Origin of the sequence: Micromonospora sp. NPDC048170 (assembly GCF_040652795.1) — a bacterium.
Taxonomy (GTDB): domain Bacteria; phylum Actinomycetota; class Actinomycetes; order Mycobacteriales; family Micromonosporaceae; genus Micromonospora.
Window position 1 is genome coordinate 192,387 of record NZ_JBEZMR010000005.1, and the last position, 24,388, is coordinate 216,774.

The window sequence follows — 24,388 nt, forward strand, 5'->3', positions numbered from 1 at the left end:
CGACGAGCGGCCGGCCCGGGTGGGCGGCCGCTCGTCGGTGGATGGCGCGCGGGTCAGGCGTCGATCGTGGTCAGGTGCTGCTTGACCTGGGTGATCGAGGGGTTGGTCAGGGCGCTGCCGTCGGCGAAACGCAGCGTCGGGACGGTCTGGTTGCCGCCGTTGACGCTCATCACGAATTCCGCGGCCTTCGGGTCCTGCTCGATGTCGACCACCTCGTAGCTGATGCCCTCCCGGTCGAGCTGCGACTTCAACCGGTGGCAGTAGCCGCACCAGGGGGTGGAATACATCGTCAGCATGCTCAGATCCTCCAACGGTCCACGGCGGCTTGCCGGTCAAGCCCAGGCTAACCGCTGCAACGTCCGGCGGAGCTGAGACAATTCCTCGCTGTGGTGGTTCACTCAGCATCCGAACGCGTGCTCGCCGGGCTCGACCCGGAGCAGCGCTCGGCCGTGACCGCCCCCGCCGGTCCGGTCTGCATCCTGGCCGGCGCCGGCACCGGCAAGACCCGCGCGGTCACCTCCCGGATCGCCCACCGGGCACTCTCCGGGGAGATCTCCGCCCGGCACGTGCTCGCGGTGACCTTCACGGCCCGCGCCGCCGCCGAGATGCGGGCCCGACTCGCCACGCTCGGGGTGGGCGGAGTCCAGGCGCGGACGTTCCACGCCGCGGCGCTGCGCCAGGTGCGCTACTTCGCGCCCCGGCTGCTGGAGGGGCGGGCGATGCCCGAACTGCTGGACAGCAAGGTCCGGCTGGTCACCCTCGCCGCGGCCAAGGCCGGCCTGCGCGCTGACCGGGCGGCCGCCCGGGACCTCGCCGGTGAGATCGAGTGGGCCAAGTCGTCGCTGGTGGAGCCGGGGGAGTACGTCGTCGCGGCGGCCAAGGCGATGCGGGACACCCCGCACGAGCCGGCCCGGGTCGCGGAGGTCTTCGCGGCGTACGAGCGGCTCAAACGGTCCAACGGGGTGATCGACTTCGAGGACATGCTGCGCGCCGCGGTCTGGGGCATCGAGGAGCACCGGGACGTCGCCGAGCAGGTCCGCGCCCAGTACCGGCACTTCGTCGTCGACGAGTACCAGGACGTCAACCCGCTCCAGCAGCGGCTGCTGGAGGCGTGGCTGGGCGGGCGGGACGACCTGACCGTGGTCGGCGACGCCAGCCAGACGATCTACTCGTTCACCGGGGCCACCTCGTCCTACCTGGTCGACTTCCCGCGCCGGTACCGGGGGGCGACGGTGGTCCGGCTGGTCCGCGACTACCGATCCACCCCGCAGGTCGTCGGGCTGGCCAACGCGGTGATCTCCCAGGCGCGGGGCGCCGAGGCGCGGCTGCGCCTGGAACTGGTCGGCCAGCGCCCGCCCGGCCCCGATCCGCAGGTGCGGATCTTCACCGACGAGCCGGCCGAGGCCAATGCCGTCGCCGCCCGCTGCCGCACCCTGGTCGACGCGGGCACCCCGGCGAAGGAGATCGCCGTGCTGTTCCGGACCAACGCGCAGTCCGAGGCGTACGAGAAGGCGCTGACCGAGGCGCAGGTGCCGTACGTGGTGCAGGGGGCGGAGCGGTTCTTCGAGCGTGCCGAGGTCCGGCAGGCGATGGTCGCCCTGCGGGCCGCCACCCGCTCGATCCCCGGGGAGACCCCGCTGCCCGCCGCCGTGGTCGAGGCGCTCGCCGCCGTCGGCTGGGCCCCCGACGCCGCCCCGGCCGGTGGCGCCGCCCGCGAGCGGTGGGAGGCGCTTGCCGCGCTGGTGCAACTCGCCGAGGAGTACGCGGCCACCCCGCAGGTGCTGCCGATCGGGCCGGCCGCCTCGGTCGAGCGCCCGGTCACCCTGGCCGACTTCAACGACGAGCTGGCCCGCCGGGCCGCCGCACAGCACGTGCCGACGGTCGACGGGGTGACCCTGGCCTCGCTGCACTCCGCCAAGGGCCTGGAGTGGGACGCCGTCTTCCTGGTCGGTCTCTCCGAGGGCACCCTGCCCACCACGTACGCCAAGACCGTCGAGCAGGTCGAGGAGGAGCGCCGGCTGCTCTACGTCGGCCTCACCCGGGCGAGGGAGTGGCTCTGGCTGTCGTACGCCTCGGCCCGTTCCCCGGGCGGGCGGGCCCGGCGGCCCTCGCGGTTCCTGCCGCAGCTCGACCGCTCCGGCGGGACGGAGCGGGCCGGGGCGACCCCGGCGGCGCGCCGCCCGGAGCGTCGCCGGACCCAGATCGTCTCCTGCCGGATCTGCGGCGCCACCCTGCTCGCCGGGCCGGACCGTAAGCTCGGCCGCTGCCCGACCTGCCCGTCGGACATCGACGAGGAGCTGCACGAACGGCTGTGCGAGTGGCGCCGGCGGGTGTCGGGCGGGCAGCGGGTACCGGCCTACGTGGTCTTCACCGACGCCACGCTGGTCGCGCTCGCGGAGCGGCGCCCCGGCCGGGCGGAGGAGCTGATCGCCATCGCCGGTATCGGGCCCCGGAAGCTCGGCCTCTACGGGGAGGCGGTGCTGGCGCTGGTGGCGGGCGCGGCGGTCGACGACATCTGCCCTGAGAAAACTTTCGAAATCTCGCCGTAAATTCGTTTGCCCTCGCCCGGTGGCGAGGAATAGCCTCATGACACACCTCGCGAGCGGCGCCATTCGGGCTGCTCACGAGGGGTAGAGACCGTTTCGGCACGAGAGAACGTCAGAGGAGGTGGCCCCCATGGAGATCGTCTACAACTGCGAGCGTCCGGCGGCGCTGCCCGCTGTCGTCGCTCCGCTGTCGGTTGTCCGGGTGGCCCTCGCCGCTGCGCGACCGTCGGTTTCCCAGGTGCACCAGGTCGAGGTTCAGGCCGAGCTGATCCTCGCCACCGCGCCAAACGGGATCCAGGGCACCAGTGGCTTCACGGGCAAGGGCGTCGATGTCGCCAAGCGGCGTATGGACGTCCGCGGAGTTCCACCTCGAGGTAGACCGGTCTGATCTCAGACCACCGGCTCACCTCGAGGCCGCGGAACCCGCTACCGGGATCCGCGGCCTCAGTTTTTTGCCCGCCAAAAGTACGTCGGAAATGCGATCCACGAGATCGAAGTGAGAGAGAGGTGACCGGGCGATGAGTCTGGCGTTGGCCCCGCTCGACGTGAGCGTCGAAGTGGAGGCGAACCTGCCCTGCCGGAAGTTCGACCCCGACCTGTGGTTCTCCGACTCGCCCGCCGAGCTCGAGCTGGCCAAGTCGCTCTGCGGGGACTGCCCGCTGCGCGTCGAGTGCCTGGCCGGGGCGGTCGAGCGGGCCGAGCCGTGGGGCGTCTGGGGCGGCGAGATCTTCGAGCGTGGCGCGGTCGTCCCGCGCAAGCGGCCCCGTGGCCGCCCGCGCAAGGAGGACCTCGCCCGCGACGCGGCGCTCCGGGTCGAGGCCGAGGCCCGACTGGCGGCCAGTGGGCTGTCCGAGTCGCGCACCACGGTCCGGCTGGCGGCCTGACATGCACCCGATCCATCCCACCCACGCCGGTGCCACGCCGGCGACGAGAGAGCTGACCACGATGCTGAACGTTCTGGACGGAGTCGCCGAGATGCAACTACTTCACGAAGCGTTGTCCCGGGCTCGAATGCGCCGGCCTCAGGCCGGTCGTACCACCACGAGCACTGAGGCAACCCTTTCCGCCCGTACCGTCGCCATGAACAGCCGCAACCGAGCGGCGCGCGACCTGGGCGTTCTCTAGTACCACCGAGATGCCGAGGGGCGGTGGCCGGAATCCGGCCACCGCCCCTCAGCGCGTTCCGTGCCCCGTCCCGCCAACCGCCGCCTGCCGGACACTCGTCCCGTTCGGCGCACAGCCGGCGTGACCGCCGCCCGTTCGACGGGCGCTCAGCCGACCGGGGCGAAGCCGGGCAGCCAGCGCTCCAGGATGCCCCGGTAGGGGGCCTTCGCCTCCAGTTGGCACAGCACGCCGATCGACCCGAGCGTCACCCGGTGGATGAGCAGGTACGACGGCGGCAGGTTGAGCTGCCGGCTCAACTGGTACGCGGGGGAGCGGGGGCTGGCCAACCGGGTCGCCTCCGCGCGCAGCCAGGCCCGGCTGAACCGGAACTCCTTGGCGGCGATGGGCTCCAGCATCGGGCGGAGGAAGTCGAGCACCGCCTGCGCGTCGATCTCCTCGGTGGAGCCGATGAAACCCTCCGCCCGCAGGCCCGCCACCACCTCGTCGGCGTCGCCCCGCAACGCCGTCGCGGCGATGCGGCCGATCGGCTCGGGCGTGCCCTCCGGCATCCGGGCCACCGCGCCGAAGTCGATCACGCCGAGCCGGCCGTCCGCCAGCAGCCGGAAGTTGCCCGGGTGCGGGTCGGCGTGCAGCAGCCCGGCCCGCTGCGGGGCGGACAGGTGCAGGATGGCCATCAGCCGGCCGGCCTCGTCGCGCTGCTCCTCGGTGCCCTCGCGGATGATGTCCGCCAGCGGGGTGCCCTCGACCCATTCGGTGACCAGCACCCGGGGCGACGCGGAGACCACCGCCGGGATGTGGATCTCCGGATCGTCGGCGTACGCGGCGGCGAAGGCGCGCTGCGACTCGGCCTCCAGCTCGTAGTCGAGCTCCTCGGTGATCCGTTCGCGCAGCTCCACCAGGAGCGGCTTGACGTCCAGCCCGGGCTGGATGGCCCGGAACATCCCGCCGAGCCGGGAGAGCTGCTTGAGGTCGGTCAGTAGGGCGTCTCCGGCGCCCGGGTACTGGATCTTGACAGCCACGTCGCGGGTGTGCGGTTCGCCGGAGGGGCCGTAGCCCGGCTCCCGCCAGACCGCGCGGTGCACCTGGCCGATGCTGGCCGCGGCGGCGGGGGTGTCGTCGAACTCCACGAACCGGTCCTGCCAGTCCGGGCCGAGCTGCTCGGCGAGCACCTTGTGCACGCTGGCCACCGGCAGCGGCGGCGCGGCCTCCTGGAGCTTGGTCAGCGCCTGCCGGTACGGGGCGGCGATCTCCTCGGGCAGGGCGGCCTCGAAGACCGACAGCGCCTGGCCGAACTTCATCGCCCCGCCCTTGAGCTGCCCCAACACGCTGAAAAGCTGCTCGGCGGTGCGTTGCTGGATCTCTGCGGAGATCACGTCGGAGGCGAGCCCGGTGACGCGCTTACCCATGCCGAGGACGGTCCGACCGGCGAAGCCGAGCGGCAGAGCGGCGAGCTTGGCGGTCCGGGACACGGCCCGGCGCGGGATGTCGGTCACCCGGTCATTGTTACCGACTCCGGGGGCCCGCGGCTGCTCTGCCGCCGGGCTGGGTGCCTGTCCCCGCCTCGGAGGGCTGTCACCGGCGTCGTCGGGAGCATCCGCAGGAGGGATGTGGCGGCCACGTCCGGCGGCGGAACCGCCCCGCCCCGGCGATCTCCACCGCGCAGCCCAGGGTCTCCGGGGTGCCCCCGTCGAGCTGGGTCAGCGCCTCGGCTGCCGCGTACGCCCCGGCGGCCAGGAGGGTCGCGGTGGCGCACGCCTGCTCGCCGGCGCCGGTGGCGAGCTGGGCGGCCAGCGCCGGCCAGTCCGGGTCCCGGTCCGCCCGGTGCAGGTCGAGGCAGTTCAGGCAGGGGCCGGCGGGCGGGCGGACGAGGGGACCGACCACGGGCACGCCCTCCCGGAGGCTGAGCAGCAGGTGCGGCTGGCGGCGTTGGGTGTGACCGGCGGCGAGCAGGGCGGCCGGTCGGTCCGCACCGAGCTGCACGACCAGGTCGACCCGACCCCGCCGGAGGGGACCCGTGCCGGTGCCGGGGGCGGTCCGCTCGACGGCGTCGCGTACCGCAGGGGCGAGCGGGCGGCCGAGCGCGGCGGCCGGGATGCCGGTGCCGACCAGGTCCGCCGGTCGCACCGGGCCGGCCAGGTCGGGGTGCACGTGCCCGACTCCCGCCTGGGCCAGCGCGAGGGCGACCGGAGCGCCGAGGTGGCCGGTGCCGCTGACCACCACCCGGGCGGCGAGCCGACGGCGCAGCACCTGGGCGGGCGTGCCCGGCAGTCGGGCGGCGGCCAGGGCGAGCGCCCCGGCCTCGGCGGTGAGCCGGGCCCGGGGCGGGCCGGCCAGGTCCTTCGGCAGCAGGGTGTGCGCGGGTACGACCAGGCCGGCCGCGCGCAGGGCGTCGAGCAGGGCGCGGGCCTCGTCGGGGGCCACCTCGGCGGCGACGGCGTGCGCCAGGACGAGCCGTTCGCTGCGGGTGCCGTCGAGCAGGTCGAGCAGCCGGGCGGCCCGGGGGTCGGTGACCTCCAGCAGCACGGCGCGACCGGCCTCGACACCGAGTTGGAGGGTGTGGCGGTCCCGCCAGAGTCTGGTGAGGCCCGGCAGCAGGGTGGGTCGGGGCAGTGTGACACGGGGCATGACACGAACAGTGACCGTGCCTGCGCTCACCGTCGATCGTTGTCCACAGGTGCGCGGTGCCCTGTCCAGGGCTGTCCACAGGACTTTCCGGGGATATCCACAACCGGCTGGTAACCATGTCGGCGAGCCGACAGTTGGCGGCGGGCGCGCTGGCGCGAGGGCGGGGTGCGCCGGCCGGGCGGAGGGCGGGGCGCCGCCGGTGGTCGGGCGAGCGGCGGATCAGGTGTGGTCGTGCCGGAGGGGGCGGCCGACGGCCGCCCCCTCCGACGCATCCGTACGCGTCAGACCTTCGCCTTACCCAGGATGCGGTTCACTGTTGTGCCGCACACCGGACACTTGCCCTTGGCCATGTTCATCCCGGTCTTCGAGACCTCGACGCGGCCCTCGAAGTCCCGCTTCTCCTTGCACTTGACGCAGTAACCGTTGTAGGTCTGGGCCTGGTCGGCCACGGTGCCCTCCTCGTCTCGTCCGCCGGCCGATGCCGTCCCGGCGGGGTTCCCGGCGGCGGGCCACTCGGGCGCCGGCGCTGGGTCGTTCTCCCACGGCCACGCTCGTGACCGCTGGTGCGCGGACCCTACCCAGGTCTGGGCAGTTCCATGTCAGCTGTGCTTCGTCACTGTGAGCAAGTCGACGTCGAGAGTGTGCATGGCGAATTACGTCGGATAAGTCAGTTTCGCGGGGACACGCCGACCGAATCCGGCCAGATGCCCCGTGCGGGGCACCCCGGGGTGCGCTCGCAACGGAGATCACCTACGGTGTGGATGCGTCCCCGTCGTACCAACCGACGGCCGCCACGAAGGGTGACGGCGACGATTCGCCGCAGCCCGGCAAAGATTTTTTCGGGACTCCGGGCGACCAATCACCATTTTCCGGGCGACTGTCGGGGTGTTGACCCTTGCGGACCCCTGGTCAGTACGCATTAGCTTTCCTTCGTGGCAGGAATCCGAGGCTGCGCGGCCCACTGATGGCAGGGGCGCGGAAGCCGGTCGTCGAAGTGCGACGCAGCCAGCGTCGGCGACGCACGGTGTCCGCGTACCGCGATGGTGAGCGGGTCGTCGTCCTCATCCCCGACCAGTTCTCCCGGGCCGAGGAGAGCGAGTGGGTCGACAGGATGCTCGCCCGGCTCGCCGCCCGGGAGGGACGCCTCGCCCGGTCCGACGCCGAGTTGCTCGCCCGGGCGACCCGCCTGATCAAGCTCTACCTCGCCGAGCACGGCACGCAGGCCGTGCCGACGAGCGTCCGCTGGGTCACCAACCAGAACGGCCGATGGGGGTCCTGCACCCCGGCCGACGGCACGATCCGGATCTCGCACCGCGTCCAGGACATGCCCGACTGGGTGATCGACTACGTGCTCCTGCACGAGCTGGCGCACCTCATCGTGCCCAGCCACAACGCCCGGTTCTGGGCGCTCGTCGCGCGCTACCCGAAGTCCGAGCGGGCGCGCGGCTACCTGGAGGGCGTCGCGGCGGTCTCCGGCACCCCGCTGACGGACTGACCCCTCGACGTGCGGTGCCGTGCAGCTCACTCCGGCACATGCCGTCTCTGGCATCCGTGCCGTCTTCGGCGTCCGCGCCGTTGCCGGCACCTGCGCCGTCTTGGGCATCGGCGCCGTTGCCGACACGCGCTGTTGCTGACACGCCCGTTGCTGGCATGCGCGGTTTCCGGCCGGCGCGCGGTCTCCGGCACGCGCCGTTCCCGACATACGTCCGGGGTTGCCGGTGCTTTGACTGTGCCGAAGCGTGGAGCCGGCAAGATCTTGGCAGGAAACGGCCCCTCCAGGGGCATGTTTCTACCAAGATCTCGACACCGCCTCATGATGGCCGCCCAGCCACGCTTCCGGCTGATGGCCCCCACGGTCGGGGTGCCCGTCGTCGCTGGTGATCCCGCGCCTGTCGCTCGTCGTCTCGCGCCCGCACTCGTCGCTCAACCGGCGAGGACCACCGGCTGAGTCAGCTCGTCCCGCCCCGCCCCCGCCCCCGCCCGCCCGCCCCGTGCCCGCCCGTGCCCGCGTCCGCCCGCGCCCGTCGTTCTGCGCTCACGCTCGTCGTCTCGTGCCTGCGCCTGTCGTTCCGCGCCTGTCGCTCGTCGTTCGGCGCACGGCCCCGCCCGCGATAGTCGTTCTGGGCTCGTTGTCCCGCGCCCTCGGTCCGGGCGGGGCCCGGCTAGGGTCGTGGGGTGGCCCGACGTGTGGTGGTGGCGTTGCTCGGACCGGTGGCCTGGGCGCCGCCCGGCGTCGACCCGGTGGACTGGCGGGCCGCGCTCGCCGAGGACGTGGTCGACCTGCTCGCCACGCTCAACGAGGTGGAGACGGCGGTCGCCGTCACCCCGACGGACCGGCAGTTGGCCGACGTGGTGGTCTGGCCGGACACGGCCGTGTACGAGGTACCCGAGGCGACTCCGAACGCCGTCTTCGCCGCCCTAGCCGGCGCCGGCTACGACCAGGTGGCCGTGATCGCCGGCGACGCGCCGGACGTGCCGGGCCTGACCATCGGCAAGCTGCTGCGGCCGCTGACCACCCGGTCGGTCGCGGTCGCGCCGGTCGAGGGTGGCGGACCGGGGTTGCTCGGTGTGGCCACGCGTCTGCCCGTACCGGCGTGGCTGCCGGCGCTGGACATGGACAATTCGCGGCCCGCGGCCGTGCGCGCGGCAGCGCCGCGACCCGGCGACCTGGCGGTCACCCCGGCCTGGCGGCGCCTGCGCGGGCCGGGTGACCTGGCCTTCCTCGATCCGGCGGTGGAGGGCTGGGAGGCCACCCGCGCCCTGCTCTCCGGCACCGCCCGGCCTCGCTGACCCGACCACCGGGCCAGAGTGTCGCCAGACCACTGCCCAGACCACGGTCGGGCGACCGGATCACGGTCAGGCCGCCCGACCCTGGCAGGTCGGGCGGCACCCGCTGCTGGCCGGGTCAGGGGCGCGAGTCGCCGCCGTCGGTGTCGTCCGGACGCCGCTCCGGCTCGCCCGGGGCCTTCTCCTCCGGGCCACCCGGCGCGCCGAAGTCGAAGCTCTCCAGCTCGCTGAGGTCGAATTCGGACATCGCGAAGGCCACCGGGTCGGCGAAGTCGTCGTCCGAGGGGAGCAGGTCGGGGTGGCCCCACAGGGCGTCCCGGCCGGCGATGCCCCGGTGCTCGGTCAGTGCCGCCCAGAGCGCCGCCGCCTCACGCAGCCGGCGTGGACGCAGCTCCAGGCCGACCAGCGCCGCGAAGGTCTGCTCGGCGGGGCCACCGGCCGCCCGGCGGCGGCGGAACGCCTCGCCGAGGCTCACGACGTTGGGCAGCCGGCCGCTCGCCGCGCTGTCCACCACGTGGCACACCCAGCCCTCGACCAGGGCAAGGGCGGTCTCCAACCGGGCCAGCGACGCCTTCTGCGCGGGGCTGTCCTCCGGGGTGAAGATGCCCTCCAGCGCGATCGCCTGCATCGACTCCGGGTCGGTCGGGTCGACCCGGCCCATCGCCTCCTCGATCGCCTCCCGGTTGACCCGGATGCCGGCGGCGTACATCTCGACGGCGTTGAGCACGTGCCCGCGCAGCCACGGCACGTGCTGGAAGAGCCGCTGGTGGGCGGCTTCGCGCAGGGCCACGTAGAGGCGGACCTCGTCCTCGGGCAGCTCCAGGCCCTCGCCGTACGCCCGGATGTTGGCCGGGATCAGCGCGGCCGTGCCGGCCGGGCCGAGCGGCAGCCCGATGTCGCCGGCGGAGAGCACCTCCGCGGCGAGCGAGCCGAGCGCCTGGCCGAGCTGACCGCCGAAGAGCGCGCCACCGAGGGTGGCGACCATCGACTGCATCGGGCCGAGTTGGGCGCGCGCCTCCGGCGGCACCAGGTCACCCATCGCGCCGACCATCCGGCTGGCGACCGGGTCGCAGAGCTTGCGCCAGACGTCGAGCGTCTTGTAGATCCACTCATTGCGGTTCCAGGCCACCGAGGTCTGGATGCCCGAGGGCAGGGCGGAGGCCGGCTCCAGCCACAGGTCGGCGAGCCGCAACGCCTCCTCCACCGCGTTGCGCTCGAAGGGCGACACCGCCGGGTCGCCCGAGGCGGCGAGCTGGCTGGCGGCCACCTGCCGGGCCAGGTCCCAGTTGACCGGCCCGCTGCCCGACGCGGAGAGCAGGTGCTGCAACTGCGACATGAACTGCTGCATCTGCGCGGGATCGTTGGGGTCTGGTGGTTGCCCACCGGGGAGCGCGAAACCGAACGGAATATCAGGCACGACGTCTACGGTACGCGCGCCGCGCCCCAGGTAGCCGCCGCTGGCGTTGCGCTGAGGGCGAAGTCGTGATTCACCCGCCGGAAGCCCCGACCCCGGTCGGTACGCTCTGCCGCATGAGACGTCGCGGCGTGACCGTCCTGCTCGGTGCTCTGCTCACCGCTCTGCTCAGCATCGGCGTGCTCGGCGCGCCCATCCCGTACGTGGTGCTCGGCCCCGGGCCGACCGTCAACACGCTGGGCAAGGAGGACGGCAAGGAGGTCATCCAGATCACCGGCCGGGAGACGTCCACCTCCGCAGGTCAGCTCCGGCTGACCACGGTCGGGGTGCAGCCCACGGTCAAGCTGCGTTCGGCCATCCAGGGCTGGTTCTCCGACGACGAGGCGGTGGTGCCCCGCGAGCTGGTGTATCCGCCCGGCGAGAGCCGCAAGCAGGTCGAGGAGCGCAACGCGGAGGACTTCAAGGTCTCGCAGACCAGCGCCGAGACCGCGGCGCTGCGCGAGCTGGGGTACCCGGTGCAGGTGGTGGTCAAGACCGTCGCCGCCGACGGCCCGGCGGCCGACGTGCTCAAGCCCGGCGACGTGCTGACCTCGGTCGACGGGCAGCCGGTGCCGCTGGCCGCCCGGCTCACGGAGCTGATCCGGGCGAAACCGGCCGGGACCGCGCTGGAGATCGGCTACACCCGGGGCGGCGTCGCCGCGACGGCGACGGTCACCAGCCGGGAGCAGGGCGGCCGGCCCCGCATCGGTGTCGACATCGAGCAGCAGCAGCCGCACCCGTTCACCCTCAGCATCGACCTGGAGGACATCGGCGGGCCGAGCGCCGGCCTGATGTTCGCCCTCGGCATCGTGGACAAGCTGACCCCGGAGGACCTGACCGGCGGGAAGATCATCGCGGGAACCGGCACGATCGACGACTCCGGCCGGGTCGGCCCGATCGGCGGCATCGCCCAGAAGCTGGTGGGCGCGAAGGACGCCGGCGCGGTGGCCTTCCTGGTGCCGGCGGACAACTGCGCCGAGGCCGTCCGCAACCCGCAGCCCGGGCTGCCGCTGCTGAAGGTCGGCTCGCTGGACGAGGCACTGACCGCGCTGGAGACGCTGCGTGCCGGGGGCCAGCCGACCCGCTGCTGACCCCTGCCGTGCGGGCGGTCCCGGCGTGCGAGAGGCGGCGTCCGAGCGGGACGCGTCCATCGACGGCCCTGCCGTCCGGCGTGGCGTCGGGCGCTCGCCGTGTGACCTTGGGCCGAGACGTTCAGGAACACCCCGTACTCTGGGTGCCTGGTCGGAGCCGATCACATCGAGCGTGCGGAGCCAACAGTGGTCATGCGTAGCAGCAGCCCCCTGCCGAGGATGAGCCGACGCGGACGCGTCACGATCGGTGTCCTGGTCGGGGTGTTCGTGCTCTTCACCCTGCTCGGCTGGGGCGTCCAGGCGTGGACGGACTGGCTGTGGTTCGACGAGGTTCGCTACACCGGGGTCTTCACGGGAGTGCTGACGACCCGGGTGTTGCTCTTCCTCGCCGTCGGGCTGGGCATGGCGCTGATCGTCGGCGGGAACCTCTGGCTGGCCCAGCGGCTGCGCCCCCGCCTGCGCCCGCACTCCCCGGAGCAGGCCACCCTGGAGCGTTACCGGATGCTGCTGAGCCCCCGGCTCGGCCTGTGGATCGTGCTGGTCGCCGGCATGGTCGGCCTCTTCGCCGGGCTGTCGGCGCAGAGCCGGTGGAACCAGTGGCTGCTCTTCCGCAACGGCGGGGACTTCGGCGTGAAGGATCCGGAGTTCGGCATCGACGTCGGCTTCTACGTCTTCCAGCTGCCGTTCTGGCGCTACCTGCTGGGGGTGGGCTTCACCGCGGTGGTGCTGTCGGTGATCGGCGCGCTCGCGGTGCACTACATCTTCGGCGGCGTCCGGCTCCAGGGCGTCGGCGACCGGATGACCAACGCCGCCCGGGCCCACCTGAGCACGCTCGTCGCGGTCTTCGTCCTGCTGAAGGCGATCGCGTACGTGCTGGACCGGCGGGCGATGCTGCTGGAGTACGGCAACGGTCCCGTCTACGGCGCCGGCTACGCCGACGTCAACGCGCTGCTGCCGGCCAAGGAGATCCTCGCGTACATCTCCATCGTGGTGGCGATCGCGATCATCGTCTTCTCCAACGCCTGGATGCGGAACCTGGTCTGGCCGGGCATCTCGCTCGCGCTGCTGGGCGTCTCCGCCGTCGCCATCGGCGGCATCTACCCCTGGGCGGTGCAGACCTTCGAGGTCAAGCCCAGCGCGAAGGAGAAGGAGGCGCCGTACATCGAGCGCAGCATCACCGCCACCCGCGCGGCGTTCGGCCTTCAGTCGGCCACCACCACGCCGTACGCGGCGAGCAACCTGACCCCACCGGCGAGCCTGGCCACGGACACCTCCGTGGTGCCGAACATCCGGCTGCTCGACCCGCAACTGGTCTCGGAGACGTACACCCAGCGCCAGCAGGTCCGGCAGTTCTACGACTTCGGCGAGAAGCTGGACGTCGACCGGTACGGGGTCAACGGCAAGGTGCAGGACTACGTGGTCGGTCTCCGCGAGGTCAACTACCGGCAGCTGACCCCCCAGCAGAACACCTGGATCAACCGGCACACCGTCTACACCCACGGCTACGGGCTGGTGGCGGCGCCCGGCAACCGGGTGGTCTGCGGCGGCCAGCCCTTCTTCGTCTCCGGCTTCCTGGGCGACCCGCAGGAGCAGCAGAAGGAGCAGGGCCAGCAGACGAGCGAGCAGTGCGCCGCCCAGACCGAGCAGATCGCGGCGAAGCAGCCCCGCGTCTACTACGGCGAGCGGATGGACTCCAGCGACTACGCGATCGTCGGCCAGAGCAACCCGGAGCGGAAGGCGGAGTTCGACCGCCCGGTCGGCGAGGGCGGCGAGTCCTACACCTACACCGGTGAGGGCGGCGTCGAGATCGGCTCGTTCACCCGCCGGCTGCTCTACGCGATCAAGGAGCAGGAGTCGAACTTCCTGCTCTCCGACGCGGTCAACGACAACTCCAAGCTGCTCTACGTGCGTAACCCCCGGGACCGGGTGGAGAAGGTCGCCCCGTTCCTCACCCTCGACGGCGACCCGTACCCGGCGGTGGTGGACGGCCGGATCCAGTGGATCATCGACGGCTACACCACGGCGGCGACCTACCCGTACGCCGAGCGGGTCAACCTCCAGGAGCAGACGGCCGACGAGCTGACCGGTCGGGGCACCTTCCAGCTCGCCCGGGAGAACGTCAACTACATCCGCAACTCCGTGAAGGCCACCGTCGACGCGTACGACGGCACGGTCAAGCTCTACGAGTTCGACGAGGCCGACCCGGTGCTCAAGGCCTGGAACAAGGCGTTCGGCGGCGACCTGGTGGTGCCGAAGTCGGAGATCCCGGCGGAGCTGGCCGAGCACTTCCGCTACCCGGCCGACCTGTTCAAGGTGCAGCGCAACCTGCTGACCCGGTTCCACGTGACCGACCCGGGCGCCTTCTACTCGGAGACGGACTTCTGGCAGGTGCCGAACGTGCCGGACGCCCCCGACACCGGCCAGAAGCAGCCGCCCTACTACCTCTTCACGCAGTTCCCCGGCCAGGACTCGGCGCGCTTCCAACTCACCTCGGCGGTCACCCCGAACGGCCGGGAGAACCTGGCCGCGCTGATCTCCGGGTCGTACGTGGACGGGCAGCCGAGGCTGGAGGTGCTCGACCTGCCCGACCAGACGCGGGTCTCCGGCCCGGTGCAGGTGCACCAGTCGATGACCAACAACGCGAACATCCGGCAGCAGCTCAACCTGCTCCAGTCCCAGCAGGCCCAGGTGCAGTACGGCAACCTGCTCTCCCTGCCGTTCGGCGACGGCATGCTCTACATCGAGCCGGTCTACGTGAAGACCGCCGCGCAGAACGCGCCGCCGCTGTTGCAGCGGGTTCTGATGTCCTACGGTGACGGCGGCTCGTACGTGGTGCTGGCCAACAACGTGGCCGACGGCATCAAGCAGCTCGTCGAGCAGGGCAAGCAGGCCACCGTCCCGGGCACGCCGCCGCCGGCCGGTGGCACGCCGCCCGGCGGTACCCCGCCGGGCGGGACCGCGCCCCCGCTCACCGGCGAACTGGCCGAGGCGGCGAACCGCGTCCAGACCGCCATCGCGGAGGTCCGGGCCGCGCAGACCTCGGGCGACTTCGAGCGGTACGGGCGCGCGTTGAAGGCGCTGGACGAGGCGCTCACCGCCTTCCAGCAGGCCCAGCAGGCCGCCTCCACCCCGGCCCCCGGTGCCAGCGCCCCGGCCTCCCCGTCGCCCGGCGCCAGCGCGCCGGCGTCCCCGGCACCGGGCGGCAGCGCCACACCCACCCCGGGCGGCTGACCCGCGCCCTTCCCGACAGCGCCCCCGGCCCACGGACCGATCCCGGTCCCGACGCCGGGGGCGCTGTCGCGTTCGCGACGACCGGCCGGGCACCCGCAACCCGCCGCCACGTGGCGCCGTCTCTCCTGCAAGAGGCGGGTACGACCGGGGGAGCGTGGTCGGGGACATGAGAGACGCGACGAGCTTCGACGAGTTCTACCGGAGCACCTCCCGGCGGATGCTCCGCTACGGCTACGGCGTGGCCGGTGACCACACCGAGGCGCAGGACCTGGTGCAGGAGGCGTACGCCCGGGCCTGGCGGCAGTGGGGCACCCTGGCCGCCCACCCGGCGCCGGAGGCCTGGCTGCGGCTGGTGGTCGCCCGGCTGGCCACCGACCGGTGGCGCCGGTTGCAGGGCTGGCGTGCGGCGCTGAGCCGCACCGGGCCGCCCGAGCCGGTGCCGCCGCCGAACGAGGACGCCGTGCTGCTGGCGGGCGCGCTGCGCCGGCTGCCGGCCGCCCAGCGGCAGGCGCTCGCCCTGCACTACCTCTTCGACATGTCGGTGCGGGACATCGCCCGGGAGACGCAGGTGCCCGCCGGCACCGTGAAGTCCTGGTTGTCGCGGGGGCGGGCGCGGCTGGCGACGCTGCTGCCCGGCCTGCTCGCGGAGGAGTTGGAGGCGAACGATGTCGCGTGAACTGTCCGATCTCTACCGGTCGCTCGCCGAGGACGCAGACGGCCGTACCCCGGCCGCCCCTGAGGAGCTGCGGCGGCGCGCCGACCGGCGGGCCCGGCTCCGGGTCACCGGCGCCGTGCTCGGGACGGCGCTGCTGGTCGGGGGTTTGGCGACCGGCACCGGGCTGGTGCTCGCCGAGAGGCGCGGTCCCGTTCCGCCGCCCGCCACCGTTCCGCCGCCCGCCACCGTTCCGCCGCCCGCCGCGCCGGCGTCGCCGACCGCGTCCGCGCCACCGGCCGCCACGACCCCGCCCAGCGGGGTGCCCTCGGCGACGGGCACGCCCGCCGCGACGCCGGGCAGCACCGCCGCCGCGCCGCCGAGGGCACCCCGCTCCGTCCCGGACCGGGCGTTCTTCGTCCAGGCGGCCGGGAACCGGACGGGCATGGAGCCGGCCTTCCGGGACACCGAGGCGCTGCCGGCGCTCTGCGACGCCCGCTACCGCAGTGACGCCGGGATCGTCCAGCGCCGCACCCGCAACCTGGCCTACAAGCTGCCCCAGACCCCGAAGGGGTACGTCCCGGACGGCAGCTACGCGCACACCGTCACCCTCTACCGCCCGGGGCGGGCCGACGAGTTCCTCCGCGAGCTACGGGCGGCGGTGCGGGACTGCCCCACCCAGCCCGGCGTGGGCGGTGGCAACGCGTCGACCTCCCGACTGCGGCTGCTGGCCGACGGCGGCTTCGGCGACGGGTCGGTGCTGTTCGAGATGCGGACCCCGGCCCGGGACGTCGACGGCAACCCCACTGGCGGCGACGAGGTCCGGCTGGTCCGGGCGATCCGGGTCGACGACGTGGTGACCGTGCTCTGGGAACAGGGCTGGGAGGGCACCTCGTCGCCGCGGTCCCAGGTCGACGCCGACAGCCGGCGGGCGGTGGACGCGATCGAGGACTGGCTGCGCTGAGGCGTACGCCGCCCGGGTCGGATGCGGGCCCGGGCGGCCGGCCGCCGGGTCGTTTTGCGGTGACGGGGGTAGGTGGGATACCGTATGGAGACCGACGCGGGGTGGAGCAGCTCGGTAGCTCGCTGGGCTCATAACCCAGAGGTCGCAGGTTCAAATCCTGTCCCCGCTACCACGTCGGAACGGCCCCGAGGATATATCCTCGGGGCCGTTCTGCATTTCCGAGACGCCCGGCCCGGTGTCGTCCGTTCCCGGGTTCCAGGGCACTCCGCTCGCTGAGGTGCCGTCCCTGTCCGGGGTGCGCGGCAGGCCGCTCGGCGTAACAGGGTGTCGTTTGTGCTGGTCAGGGCGGGGGTCGCGGCGGGTTCGGGGGTCCGCTGATCATCGTGACGTCGGGTGCGCTAGAGTTAACGAGCCGACGCGGGGTGGAGCAGCTCGGTAGCTCGCTGGGCTCATAACCCAGAGGTCGCAGGTTCAAATCCTGTCCCCGCTACCACGTCGGAACGGCCCCGAGGATATCTCCTCGGGGCCGTTCCGCATTTCCGGCCTCCGGCGTCGACGTGCGTGCCCGTCGGCGTCCGCGTCGGGACCGGGCCGGCCGGCGGGAAGACTGCCGGACTCGGCGGCGCGTTCCCCGGCCGACCGACGTGCCGAGGTTGCGGATGTCGGCGAGGATGTAGGCATGTCTTCCTTTGGTAAGTGGTGGGGCCGTTTGACCGCTGTCCTCGGTGCGGTCGTGCTGTCGGTGTTCGTGCCCGTCGCGGCATGGGCGTCCACCGGCACGGGTGAGCTCGTGGTGGAGGCCGCACGGCGGCGGCGCGGTGGCGGCTTCGGCTTCATCGGCCTGCTCTGCTGCCTGGTCGTGGTCGCCGGCATCGTCTTCCTGTTGCTGCGCATGATGCGTAACCGTCGGGGCGGCCCGCCGCGCTGAGTGGCGGCACCGCCGCGCCAACCCGAAGCGGTACGCCCTGGCACCACCGCGCCGTGCCGCCCCCGGAACCCACGCGCGCTGCCTCGCGGCGGCTGGCCCTACCTGGCCAGCGCGGCGTTCGCCTGAGTCATGAAGCGGGCCGTGGCCGCCCGGGTGCCGGCCGCGCCGCCCCGGATGCTCTCGGCGGCCTCCAGCAGCAGCGCCCGCACCCGGGAGTGGCCCTCCGGCGGTGGGCCGGGTGCCGGGCCCAGCCGGTCGGCCAGCGCGGTGCCGAGGGCCGCCGCGCGCCGCTGGGCCGGGTCGGTGATGCTGCCCTCGACGTAGCTGCGCACGGCGAGGCTGGGGCTGAGACCGCGTTCGTGACCGAGCACGGTTCCCGCCTCACCGTTGCCGGTCAGAAAGTTGATCACGTCCGCGACCAGGGCGGGGTGCCGGGTGCCGCGGAAGGCCGCCCAGTACATCGACGCCCGGTGCCACTGCGCCTCCGGGGGGCCCGGCAGGGCGGCCAGGCCGAGTTCGGCGGCGGTGAGCCGCTGGAGCTCCGGAAGCTGGTGCGACCAGGCGAACGAGGCGGCCGTGGCACCGGTGACCACGAGCTGCCGGGTCGGCTCGCCGCCGTCGGCCTGCTCGACCAGGGCGGCGCTCGGCGTGGCCCGGCCGGACCGGGCGCGGCGCCACAGCTCGAACCACTCGATCAGTGCGTCCGCGTCGAAGCCGAGCTGTTGCCCCCGGTAGAGCTCGTCGCCCTGGCCACGCAGCCAGAGCCAGAACGCCCGGTAGTCGCCGGACGGGTCCATCGTGCCGGCCACCCGCCCCTCGCCGACCCGGGTGACCTGCCGCGCCCAGGCGACGTACTCGGCCCAGGACATTCCGGTGCTCGGCTCGGGCAGCCGCAGCCGGCGCAGCAGCGTGCGGTCGTAGACCACGGCGGCGGCGGTCTGTGCCGCGGCGACGCCGACCGTGCGCCCGTCGACCTGCCCGTACCGGACCAGGCCCGAGGGCAGGGTACGCAGGTCCAGGCGGTGATCGGCGGCGTACCCGCTGAGGTCCAGGACGATCTCGCGGCGGGCGTACTCGGTGAGCATGCTGTCGTCGAGCTGGATCAGGTCGGGCACGTTGCCGCCCGCGGCCTGGGTCGCCAGCCGGTCGTAGTAGCCGTCGGGGCCCTGCCAGGTGACCCGGAAACCGACCCGGGGGTTGCGGTCGGTGTAGAGCCGCAGCACCCGTTCAGTGAGCTCGGCCCGCTTCGCACCGCCGTACCAGAACACCGACAGCTCGACCGGCCCGCTCTCCACCTGGGCCGCCCGGTCCTCACTGCACCCGGTGAGCCCGCCGATGGCGAGGGCCGGCGCACCCAGCAACGCGGCGAGCACCCGACGCCGGCCCGGATCTGCTCCGGCGCGGGGCAGCGGGGAACGGACAGCGGGCACGGAAACTCCTGGCGGACCGGTGGGGGCGGGCGGCCGGACCATTCACGCAGGCACCGCGGGAGGGTGTCAACGTACGTCCGGCCACACCGTCGCGTCCCAGGCGTACGCATCGATGCCCGCAGCCACCGGCGGCGGCCGTACGCGGCCCACATGGTGTACTAGGGCGCGTGGAACTCCTGCACTCGGGCAAGGTCAGGGACGTCTACGCCGACGGCGCGGACCTGATCCTGGTCGCCTCCGACCGCATCTCGATCTACGACGTGGTGCTGCCCACGCCGATTCCCGACAAGGGCAAGCTGCTCACCGCGCTCTCGCTGTGGTGGTTCGAGCAACTCGCCGACCTGGTGCCGAACCACGTCATCTCCGCCACCGACGTGCCGGCGGAGTTCGCCGGTCGGGCGATCCGCTGCCGGCGCCTGGAGATGGTTCCCGTCGAGTGCGTAGCCCGGGGCTACCTGACCGGCGGCGGCCTCAAGGAGTACCGGCGCACCGGGGCCGTCTCCGGCGTCGAGCTGCCGCGCGGCCTGGTCGAGGCGTCCATCCTGCCCGAGCCGATCTTCACCCCGTCGACCAAGGCGCCGGTGGGTGAGCACGACGAGCCGATCACCTTCGCCGAGGTGGTGGACAAGGTCGGCGCCGATACCGCCGAGCGGCTGCGCCGGATCACGCTCGACGTCTACCGCCGGGGCGCCGAGCTGGCCGCCGACCGGGGCATCCTGGTCGCCGACACCAAGATCGAGCTGGGCTGGACGCCGGACGGCACCCTGACCGTCGGCGACGAGCTGCTCACCTCCGACTCGTCCCGGTTCTGGCCGGCGGAGTCGTACCAGCCGGGCCGGGCGCAGTTCTCCTACGACAAGCAGTACGTCCGGGACTGGGCCGTGGAGAGCGGCTGGGACAAGCAGGCCCCGGCGCCCGAGGTGCCGGCCGAGGTGGTCGAGGCGACCCGGGCCCGCTACGTGGACGTCTACGAGAAGCTCACCGGCAACCGCTGGGACTGAGCCCTCAGGCGGGCGGGCTGGCGCTCACTCCACCCAGTCGAGGGTCCGCTGGACGGCCTTGCGCCAGTTGCGCAGCTCCCGTTCCCGGTGCGCCGGCTCCATCGTCGACTCCCACTGCGCGTCGGAGCGCCACTGACCGCGCAGTGTCGCCAGGTCCGGCCAGAAGCCGACCGCCAGGCCGGCCGCGTACGCGGCGCCGAGGCAGGTGGTCTCGGTGATCCGGGACCGGACCACCGGCACGTCGAGCACGTCGGCGAGGAACTGCATCAGCAGCCCGTTGGCCGTCATCCCGCCGTCGACCCGCAGCCGGCGCAGCGCCACGTCGGAGTCGGCGTTCATCGCGTCGACCACCTCGCGGGTCTGCCAGGCCGACGCCTCCAGCGCCGCCCGGGCCAGGTGCCCCTTCGTGATGTAGCCCGTCAGGCCGGCGATCACCCCGCGCGCGTCGCTGCGCCAGTGCGGGGCGAACAGCCCGGAGAAGGCCGGCACGACATAGCAGCCGCCGTTGTCGTCGACGGTACGGGCCAGCTCCTCCACCTCGGCCGCGGTCGAGATCAACCCGAGGTTGTCCCGTAACCACTGCACCAGCGAACCGGTGACCGCGATCGCCCCCTCCAGCGCGTACGCGGCCGGCTGGTCGTGGATGCGGTAGGCGACCGTGGTGAGCAGGCCGTGGGTGGAGGGCACCGGGCTGGCGCCGGTGTTGAGCAGCAGGAAGCTGCCGGTGCCGTAGGTGCACTTGGCCTCGCCCGGCTGGAAGCAGGTCTGCCCGAACAGGGCGGCCTGCTGGTCGCCCAGCGCGCTGGCCACCGGCACCCCGGCCAGCACCCCGGTGGCCTCCCCGTAGACCTCGGCGGAGCTGCGGATCTCCGGCAGCATCGCCGCCGGCACGCCCATCGCGTCGAGCAGCTCCGGATCCCAGTCGAGGGTCCTCAGGTCCATCAGCAGGGTGCGGCTGGCGTTGGTCACGTCGGTGACGTGCCGGCCGGTGAGTTTCCAGATCAGCCAGCTGTCCATCGTGCCGAAGAGCACCTCGCCGGCCTCGGCGCGCCCGCGCAACCCGTCGACGTGCTCCAACAGCCAACGCAGCTTCGGCCCGGCGAAGTAGGTGGCCAGCGGCAGCCCGGTGCGGGAGCGGAACCGCTCCTCGCCGTACGCCTGATCCAGCTCGCGCAGCAGCGACCCGGTGCGGGTGTCCTGCCAGACGACGGCGTTGGCCACCGGGCGGCCGGTGGCCCGGTCCCAGACCAGCGTGGTCTCCCGCTGGTTGGTGATGCCCACGGCGGCGAGGCCGGCGGCGTCGGTGCCCGCGGTGTGCAGCGCCTCCCGGACCACCCGCTGCACGTTGTCCCAGATCTCCTCGGCGTCGTGCTCCACCCAGCCCGGCCGGGGGAAGATCTGCCGGTGCTCCCGCTGGGCCACGGAGACGATCTCTCCGGCCCGGTCGAAGACGATGCACCGCGAGGAGGTGGTGCCCTGGTCGATGGCGGCGACGTACTGGGGGGTCACGGCAGCACCGTACCCGGACCGGCCGCCCTCCGCCGGCCGACGGGGCCCGGCCCGGCCCCCGCCCGTACGATGTGCGAACGTGCGTGACATCGCCGTATTCAGTGGAACCGCCCACCCCGAACTCGCCGCCGAGATCTGCGCCCACCTCGGTGTGCCGCTGCATCCGGTGCGGGTGTCCCGCTTCGCCAACGACTGTCTGGAAGTGCAGTTGCAGGCCAACTGCCGGGAGCGGGACGTCTTCCTGATCCAGCCGCTGGTGCCGCCCGTACAGGAGAACCTGGTCGAGCTGCTGCTCATGATCGACGCCGCCCGGGGCGCCTCGGCCGGCCGGATCACGGTGGTGCTGCCGCACTACGCGTACGCCCGGTCGGACAAGAAGGACGCGCCGCGCATCTCGATCGGCGGACGGCTCGTCGCCGACCTGCTCACCTCGGCGGGTGCGGACCGCGTGCTGGCGATGACCCTGCACTCGCCGCAGGTGCACGGATTCTTCAGCGTGCCGGTCGACCACCTGCACGCGCTGCGCGAACTGGCCGACCACTTCACCCGTTACGACCTGAGCAACACGGTGGTGGTCTCGCCGGACCTGGGCAACGCCAAGGAGGCGGCGGCGTTCGCCCGGCGGCTCGGCACCCCGGTGGCCGCCGGGGCGAAGCAGCGGTTCAGCGACGACCGGGTCAAGATCAGTGCGGTGATCGGTGACGTGGCCGACCGGGACGTGATCGTGCTGGACGACGAGATCGCCAAGGGCAGCACGGTGATCGAGCTGATGGAGCACCTGCGCGAGCTGAAGGTCCGCTCGATCCGGCTGGCCTGCACACACGGCCTCTTCTCCAGCGGCGCGTTGCAGCGGCTGAGCGAGCAGAAGGGCGTTCTGGAGATCGTCTGCACCAACACGGTGCCGCTCCCCGGCGACAAGCGCGTACCGAAGCTGAAGATCCTCTCCGTGGCGCCGGCCCTGGCCGAAGCGATGCGCCGCATCCACAACGGCGAATCGGTAAGCACCCTCTTCTCCTGACCCAGGCCACCCTCGCCCTCGCCCCCACCCTCACCCCACCCTCGCCCCTAACCTCGCGCTCGCCCCGCTCCGCCCCGTCGATCTTGCAGTTTTTGCCCCGACAAACCACGACAGAACGCCCACATCGCGGGCCCAAAGTGCATGATCGGCGGGGCGGGGCGGGGCGGGGCGGGGAGGGGAGGGGAGGGGAGGGGAGGGGCGCGCGGGGCGGGGCGAAGGAGGTGCCGAGGGGCGCCGGTTCAGGGGTGGCGGCGGCGGACGGTGGGGTGCGGGGCGGCGACGATGGTGCCGATGCGGACCGTCGTGCCGTTCGTGCTGGTCTCGACGTCCATGCTGTCGCTCAGTTCCCGGGCCAGCCAGAGGCCCCATCCACCGGCGGTGTCCGCGGCGGGGCGGCTCCGGTCGTCCAGCCGCTGCGTGCTGATTCCCTGCCCGTCGTCGGAGACCTCGCAGAACAGCTTCCCGGACTGTTGCCACATCCGCAGCGTGCCTCGCCCGCCGCCGTGCCGGACCGCGTTGGTGATCAGCTCGTTGACCGCCAGTACGAAGTCGTCCAGGCGCTGCCCACCCAGACCCGCCGCGTGCGCGCAGGAAGTGACCGAGTGTCGAAGCTCGGTCACTTGAGCCCGGTCGAAGGCTTCGGCGATGAGGAGGGAAGGTTCGATGGGCACAACCGTACGCTGTGCACCGGGTTCCGCATTCGTCATGGCCCCGTCCTGACAGCGGATCGCGGAGGTTTCGCGGCTTTCCCACCGTACGTCAGGTTTCCCGGGTGCATCGGTCGGCCCGCCGGCCGTTCCGTCGGCTGTGGCATCGTGACGGGCGTGTCGACGCCGCCCGGTGGTTTCGAGGTCCCGCTCTGGCGGGCCATCGCCGTGTTCCGGGTCGCCTCCCTGGCGTACGTCTGCGTGCTGGCACTCCGGGACGCCGACCGGTACGCCCATCCGCTCGCGGCCGGCGGCCTGGTCCTGCTGATGGTGGCCTGGACCGGCGTGACCGCTGTCGGCTACGCAGACCCGGCCCGCCGGGGCTGGCCGCTGCTCCTGGCGGACCTGGGGGTCGTCCTCGGCATCATGCTGGCCACCCCGTGGGTGATCGGACGGGCGGCGCTCGCCGCCGGCGTGCCCACCCTGGCGGTGGCGTGGCTGGCCGGCCCGGTGCTGGCCTGGGCGGTTTCCGGCGGCCGGCGCCGGGGTGTCGTCGCGGCCCTGGCGCTCGGCGCGGCGGACCTCGCCACCCGCGAGCGGATCGGCCAGTCGTCGCTCACCGGGGCGATCCTGCTGCTGCTCGCCGGGGTCGTGGTCGGGCACGTCGCCAGGCTGGCCGTGACCGCCGAGGAGCGGCTGCACCGGGCGGTGGAACTGGAGGCCGCCGCCCGGGAGCGGGAGCGGCTGGCCCGGGACATCCACGACTCGGTGCTTCAGGTGCTCTCGTTGGTGCAGCGGCGCGGCGCCCACCTGGACGGTGAGGCCGGTGAGCTGGCCCGGCTCGCCGGGGAGCAGGAGGCCGCGCTGCGCGCCCTGATCGGCGGCGTCGCGCCGGTCGGGGTCAGCATCGACGGTGGGCCGGTGGACCTGCGCGGGCTGCTCGGCCGGTACGCCTCGGCGACCGTCTCGCTGTCCGCGCCGGCCACTGCGGTGCCGCTGCCCGGACGGATCGCCCACGAGTTGGCTGCCGCGACCGCCGCCGCCTTGGACAACGTGGCCCGGCACACGGACGGGCGGGCCTGGGTGCTGGTCGAGGACGAGGGGGAGACGGTGACCGTGTCGATCCGCGACGAGGGGCCGGGGTTTCCGGACGGTCGGCTGGCGGAGGCCGCCGCCGAGGGCCGGCTCGGCATCGCCCGGTCGATCCGGGGTCGCCTCGCCGACGTCGGCGGCACGGTGCGGATCACCTCCGCGCCGGGCGTCGGTACCGAGCTGGAACTGACCGTCCTGAGGGAGGGGGCCCGGTGAGCGGGAGGAGTGAGCCGGGTTTGCGAGACCCGCGGTCGCGAACGGAGGAGAGCCCGTGACAGGTGTGCGGGTG

The 24,388-nt window shown here is 73.1% G+C and carries 21 protein-coding genes and 2 tRNA genes; 15 read left to right on the top strand and 8 right to left on the bottom strand.

What is annotated here, in order from left to right; all coding sequences use genetic code 11:
- Nucleotides 1-53 precede the first annotated feature (53 nt).
- On the bottom strand, nt 54-296 hold the full coding sequence (locus AB0D32_RS11400) for a mycoredoxin (protein ID WP_357087890.1): 243 nt from the start codon (nt 294-296) through the stop codon (nt 54-56).
- A gap of 90 nt (nt 297-386) precedes the next feature.
- On the opposite strand from AB0D32_RS11400, the gene AB0D32_RS11405 reads away from it, so the two are divergent.
- The 3 genes from AB0D32_RS11405 (at nt 387) to AB0D32_RS11415 (ending at nt 3,430) form a co-directional block, all read left to right on the top strand.
- A complete protein-coding gene (locus tag AB0D32_RS11405) occupies nt 387-2,549 on the top strand; it encodes an ATP-dependent DNA helicase UvrD2 (RefSeq protein WP_357087892.1) in 2,163 nt (720 codons plus the stop codon).
- Between the two features lie 127 nt (nt 2,550-2,676).
- Entirely contained in the window at nt 2,677-2,934 is a 258-nt protein-coding gene (locus tag AB0D32_RS11410) for a hypothetical protein (protein ID WP_357087895.1), read from the top strand.
- 130 nt (nt 2,935-3,064) lie between these two features.
- Nucleotides 3,065-3,430 carry a WhiB family transcriptional regulator gene (locus AB0D32_RS11415; protein WP_088998544.1) on the top strand — a complete coding sequence of 122 codons (366 nt, stop codon included), beginning with the start codon at nt 3,065-3,067 and terminating at the stop codon, nt 3,428-3,430.
- A gap of 387 nt (nt 3,431-3,817) precedes the next feature.
- Here the strand turns inward: AB0D32_RS11415 and AB0D32_RS11420 are convergent, their stop codons facing one another.
- From AB0D32_RS11420 to AB0D32_RS11430, 3 genes are all read right to left on the bottom strand, one after another.
- Complete coding sequence (locus tag AB0D32_RS11420) at nt 3,818-5,164, bottom strand: AarF/ABC1/UbiB kinase family protein (RefSeq protein WP_357087898.1); 1,347 nt, start codon at nt 5,162-5,164, stop codon at nt 3,818-3,820.
- Between the two features lie 79 nt (nt 5,165-5,243).
- Entirely contained in the window at nt 5,244-6,296 is a 1,053-nt protein-coding gene (locus AB0D32_RS11425; protein ID WP_357087900.1) for a TOMM precursor leader peptide-binding protein, read from the bottom strand.
- A gap of 281 nt (nt 6,297-6,577) precedes the next feature.
- Nucleotides 6,578-6,745 (bottom strand): DUF5679 domain-containing protein, encoded by a 168-nt coding sequence (locus AB0D32_RS11430; protein WP_012014940.1) that lies wholly within the window; start codon nt 6,743-6,745, stop codon nt 6,578-6,580.
- Between the two features lie 515 nt (nt 6,746-7,260).
- Here AB0D32_RS11430 and AB0D32_RS11435 point away from each other — a divergent pair.
- Nucleotides 7,261-7,791, top strand: coding sequence for a M48 family metallopeptidase (locus tag AB0D32_RS11435; RefSeq protein WP_357087903.1), 531 nt, complete (start codon nt 7,261-7,263; stop codon nt 7,789-7,791).
- Between the two features lie 680 nt (nt 7,792-8,471).
- A complete protein-coding gene (locus tag AB0D32_RS11440) occupies nt 8,472-9,086 on the top strand; it encodes a hypothetical protein (RefSeq protein ID WP_357087905.1) in 615 nt (204 codons plus the stop codon).
- A gap of 115 nt (nt 9,087-9,201) precedes the next feature.
- On the opposite strand, the gene AB0D32_RS11445 is transcribed toward AB0D32_RS11440, so the two are convergent.
- Nucleotides 9,202-10,500 (bottom strand): zinc-dependent metalloprotease, encoded by a 1,299-nt coding sequence (locus tag AB0D32_RS11445; protein WP_357087907.1) that lies wholly within the window; start codon nt 10,498-10,500, stop codon nt 9,202-9,204.
- Between the two features lie 113 nt (nt 10,501-10,613).
- Here AB0D32_RS11445 and AB0D32_RS11450 point away from each other — a divergent pair, with 113 nt between their 5' ends.
- The 7 genes from AB0D32_RS11450 (at nt 10,614) to AB0D32_RS11480 (ending at nt 17,402) form a co-directional block, all read left to right on the top strand.
- Complete coding sequence (locus tag AB0D32_RS11450; protein WP_357087909.1) at nt 10,614-11,627, top strand: PDZ domain-containing protein; 1,014 nt, start codon at nt 10,614-10,616, stop codon at nt 11,625-11,627.
- A 192-nt stretch (nt 11,628-11,819) separates the two neighbouring features.
- Complete coding sequence (locus AB0D32_RS11455; RefSeq protein WP_357087911.1) at nt 11,820-14,858, top strand: UPF0182 family protein; 3,039 nt, start codon at nt 11,820-11,822, stop codon at nt 14,856-14,858.
- A gap of 166 nt (nt 14,859-15,024) precedes the next feature.
- On the top strand, nt 15,025-15,534 hold the full coding sequence (locus tag AB0D32_RS11460; protein WP_357087913.1) for a SigE family RNA polymerase sigma factor: 510 nt from the start codon (nt 15,025-15,027) through the stop codon (nt 15,532-15,534).
- On the top strand, nt 15,524-16,474 hold the full coding sequence (locus AB0D32_RS11465; protein ID WP_357087916.1) for a hypothetical protein: 951 nt from the start codon (nt 15,524-15,526) through the stop codon (nt 16,472-16,474). Before AB0D32_RS11460 ends, AB0D32_RS11465 begins: the two co-directional genes overlap by 11 nt.
- Before the next feature lie 95 nt (nt 16,475-16,569).
- Nucleotides 16,570-16,646, top strand: a tRNA-Met gene (locus AB0D32_RS11470).
- Between the two features lie 244 nt (nt 16,647-16,890).
- Nucleotides 16,891-16,967: transfer RNA gene (locus tag AB0D32_RS11475), tRNA-Met, on the top strand.
- Between the two features lie 186 nt (nt 16,968-17,153).
- Nucleotides 17,154-17,402 carry a hypothetical protein gene (locus AB0D32_RS11480; RefSeq protein ID WP_357087920.1) on the top strand — a complete coding sequence of 83 codons (249 nt, stop codon included), beginning with the start codon at nt 17,154-17,156 and terminating at the stop codon, nt 17,400-17,402.
- A gap of 98 nt (nt 17,403-17,500) precedes the next feature.
- On the opposite strand, the gene AB0D32_RS11485 is transcribed toward AB0D32_RS11480, so the two are convergent.
- On the bottom strand, nt 17,501-18,832 hold the full coding sequence (locus tag AB0D32_RS11485) for an extracellular solute-binding protein (RefSeq protein WP_357087922.1): 1,332 nt from the start codon (nt 18,830-18,832) through the stop codon (nt 17,501-17,503).
- 167 nt (nt 18,833-18,999) lie between these two features.
- Here AB0D32_RS11485 and AB0D32_RS11490 point away from each other — a divergent pair, with 167 nt between their 5' ends.
- Nucleotides 19,000-19,833: a phosphoribosylaminoimidazolesuccinocarboxamide synthase gene (locus tag AB0D32_RS11490; RefSeq protein ID WP_357087924.1), complete on the top strand. Its 834-nt coding sequence runs from the start codon at nt 19,000-19,002 to the stop codon at nt 19,831-19,833.
- Nucleotides 19,834-19,857: 24 nt separating this feature from the next.
- Here AB0D32_RS11490 and glpK read toward each other — a convergent pair whose 3' ends face one another.
- Nucleotides 19,858-21,342 carry a glycerol kinase GlpK gene (gene glpK / locus AB0D32_RS11495; RefSeq protein ID WP_357087927.1) on the bottom strand — a complete coding sequence of 495 codons (1,485 nt, stop codon included), beginning with the start codon at nt 21,340-21,342 and terminating at the stop codon, nt 19,858-19,860.
- 79 nt (nt 21,343-21,421) lie between these two features.
- Here glpK and AB0D32_RS11500 point away from each other — a divergent pair, with 79 nt between their 5' ends.
- Complete coding sequence (locus AB0D32_RS11500; RefSeq protein ID WP_357087930.1) at nt 21,422-22,360, top strand: ribose-phosphate pyrophosphokinase; 939 nt, start codon at nt 21,422-21,424, stop codon at nt 22,358-22,360.
- Nucleotides 22,361-22,599: 239 nt separating this feature from the next.
- On the opposite strand, the gene AB0D32_RS11505 is transcribed toward AB0D32_RS11500, so the two are convergent.
- Entirely contained in the window at nt 22,600-23,067 is a 468-nt protein-coding gene (locus tag AB0D32_RS11505; RefSeq protein ID WP_357087932.1) for an ATP-binding protein, read from the bottom strand.
- 117 nt (nt 23,068-23,184) lie between these two features.
- Between AB0D32_RS11505 and AB0D32_RS11510 the strand changes: the two genes are divergently transcribed.
- Nucleotides 23,185-24,315, top strand: coding sequence for a DUF5931 domain-containing protein (locus AB0D32_RS11510; protein WP_357087935.1), 1,131 nt, complete (start codon nt 23,185-23,187; stop codon nt 24,313-24,315).
- Nucleotides 24,316-24,388 lie beyond the last annotated feature (73 nt).

Excerpts from the sequence above, each read along its gene's own strand:
- AB0D32_RS11400 (WP_357087890.1), bottom strand. The coding sequence starts at position 296 with ATGCTGACGATGTATTCCACCCCCTGGTGCGGCTACTGCCACCGGTTG.
- AB0D32_RS11410 (WP_357087895.1), top strand. The coding sequence starts at position 2,677 with ATGGAGATCGTCTACAACTGCGAGCGTCCGGCGGCGCTGCCCGCTGTC.
- AB0D32_RS11415 (WP_088998544.1), top strand. The coding sequence starts at position 3,065 with ATGAGTCTGGCGTTGGCCCCGCTCGACGTGAGCGTCGAAGTGGAGGCG.
- AB0D32_RS11425 (WP_357087900.1), bottom strand. The coding sequence starts at position 6,296 with ATGCCCCGTGTCACACTGCCCCGACCCACCCTGCTGCCGGGCCTCACC.
- AB0D32_RS11435 (WP_357087903.1), top strand. The coding sequence starts at position 7,261 with ATGGCAGGGGCGCGGAAGCCGGTCGTCGAAGTGCGACGCAGCCAGCGT.
- AB0D32_RS11450 (WP_357087909.1), top strand. The coding sequence starts at position 10,614 with ATGAGACGTCGCGGCGTGACCGTCCTGCTCGGTGCTCTGCTCACCGCT.
- AB0D32_RS11455 (WP_357087911.1), top strand. The coding sequence starts at position 11,820 with ATGCGTAGCAGCAGCCCCCTGCCGAGGATGAGCCGACGCGGACGCGTC.
- AB0D32_RS11460 (WP_357087913.1), top strand. The coding sequence starts at position 15,025 with ATGAGAGACGCGACGAGCTTCGACGAGTTCTACCGGAGCACCTCCCGG.
- AB0D32_RS11465 (WP_357087916.1), top strand. The coding sequence starts at position 15,524 with ATGTCGCGTGAACTGTCCGATCTCTACCGGTCGCTCGCCGAGGACGCA.
- AB0D32_RS11480 (WP_357087920.1), top strand. The coding sequence starts at position 17,154 with ATGTCTTCCTTTGGTAAGTGGTGGGGCCGTTTGACCGCTGTCCTCGGT.
- AB0D32_RS11505 (WP_357087932.1), bottom strand. The coding sequence starts at position 23,067 with ATGACGAATGCGGAACCCGGTGCACAGCGTACGGTTGTGCCCATCGAA.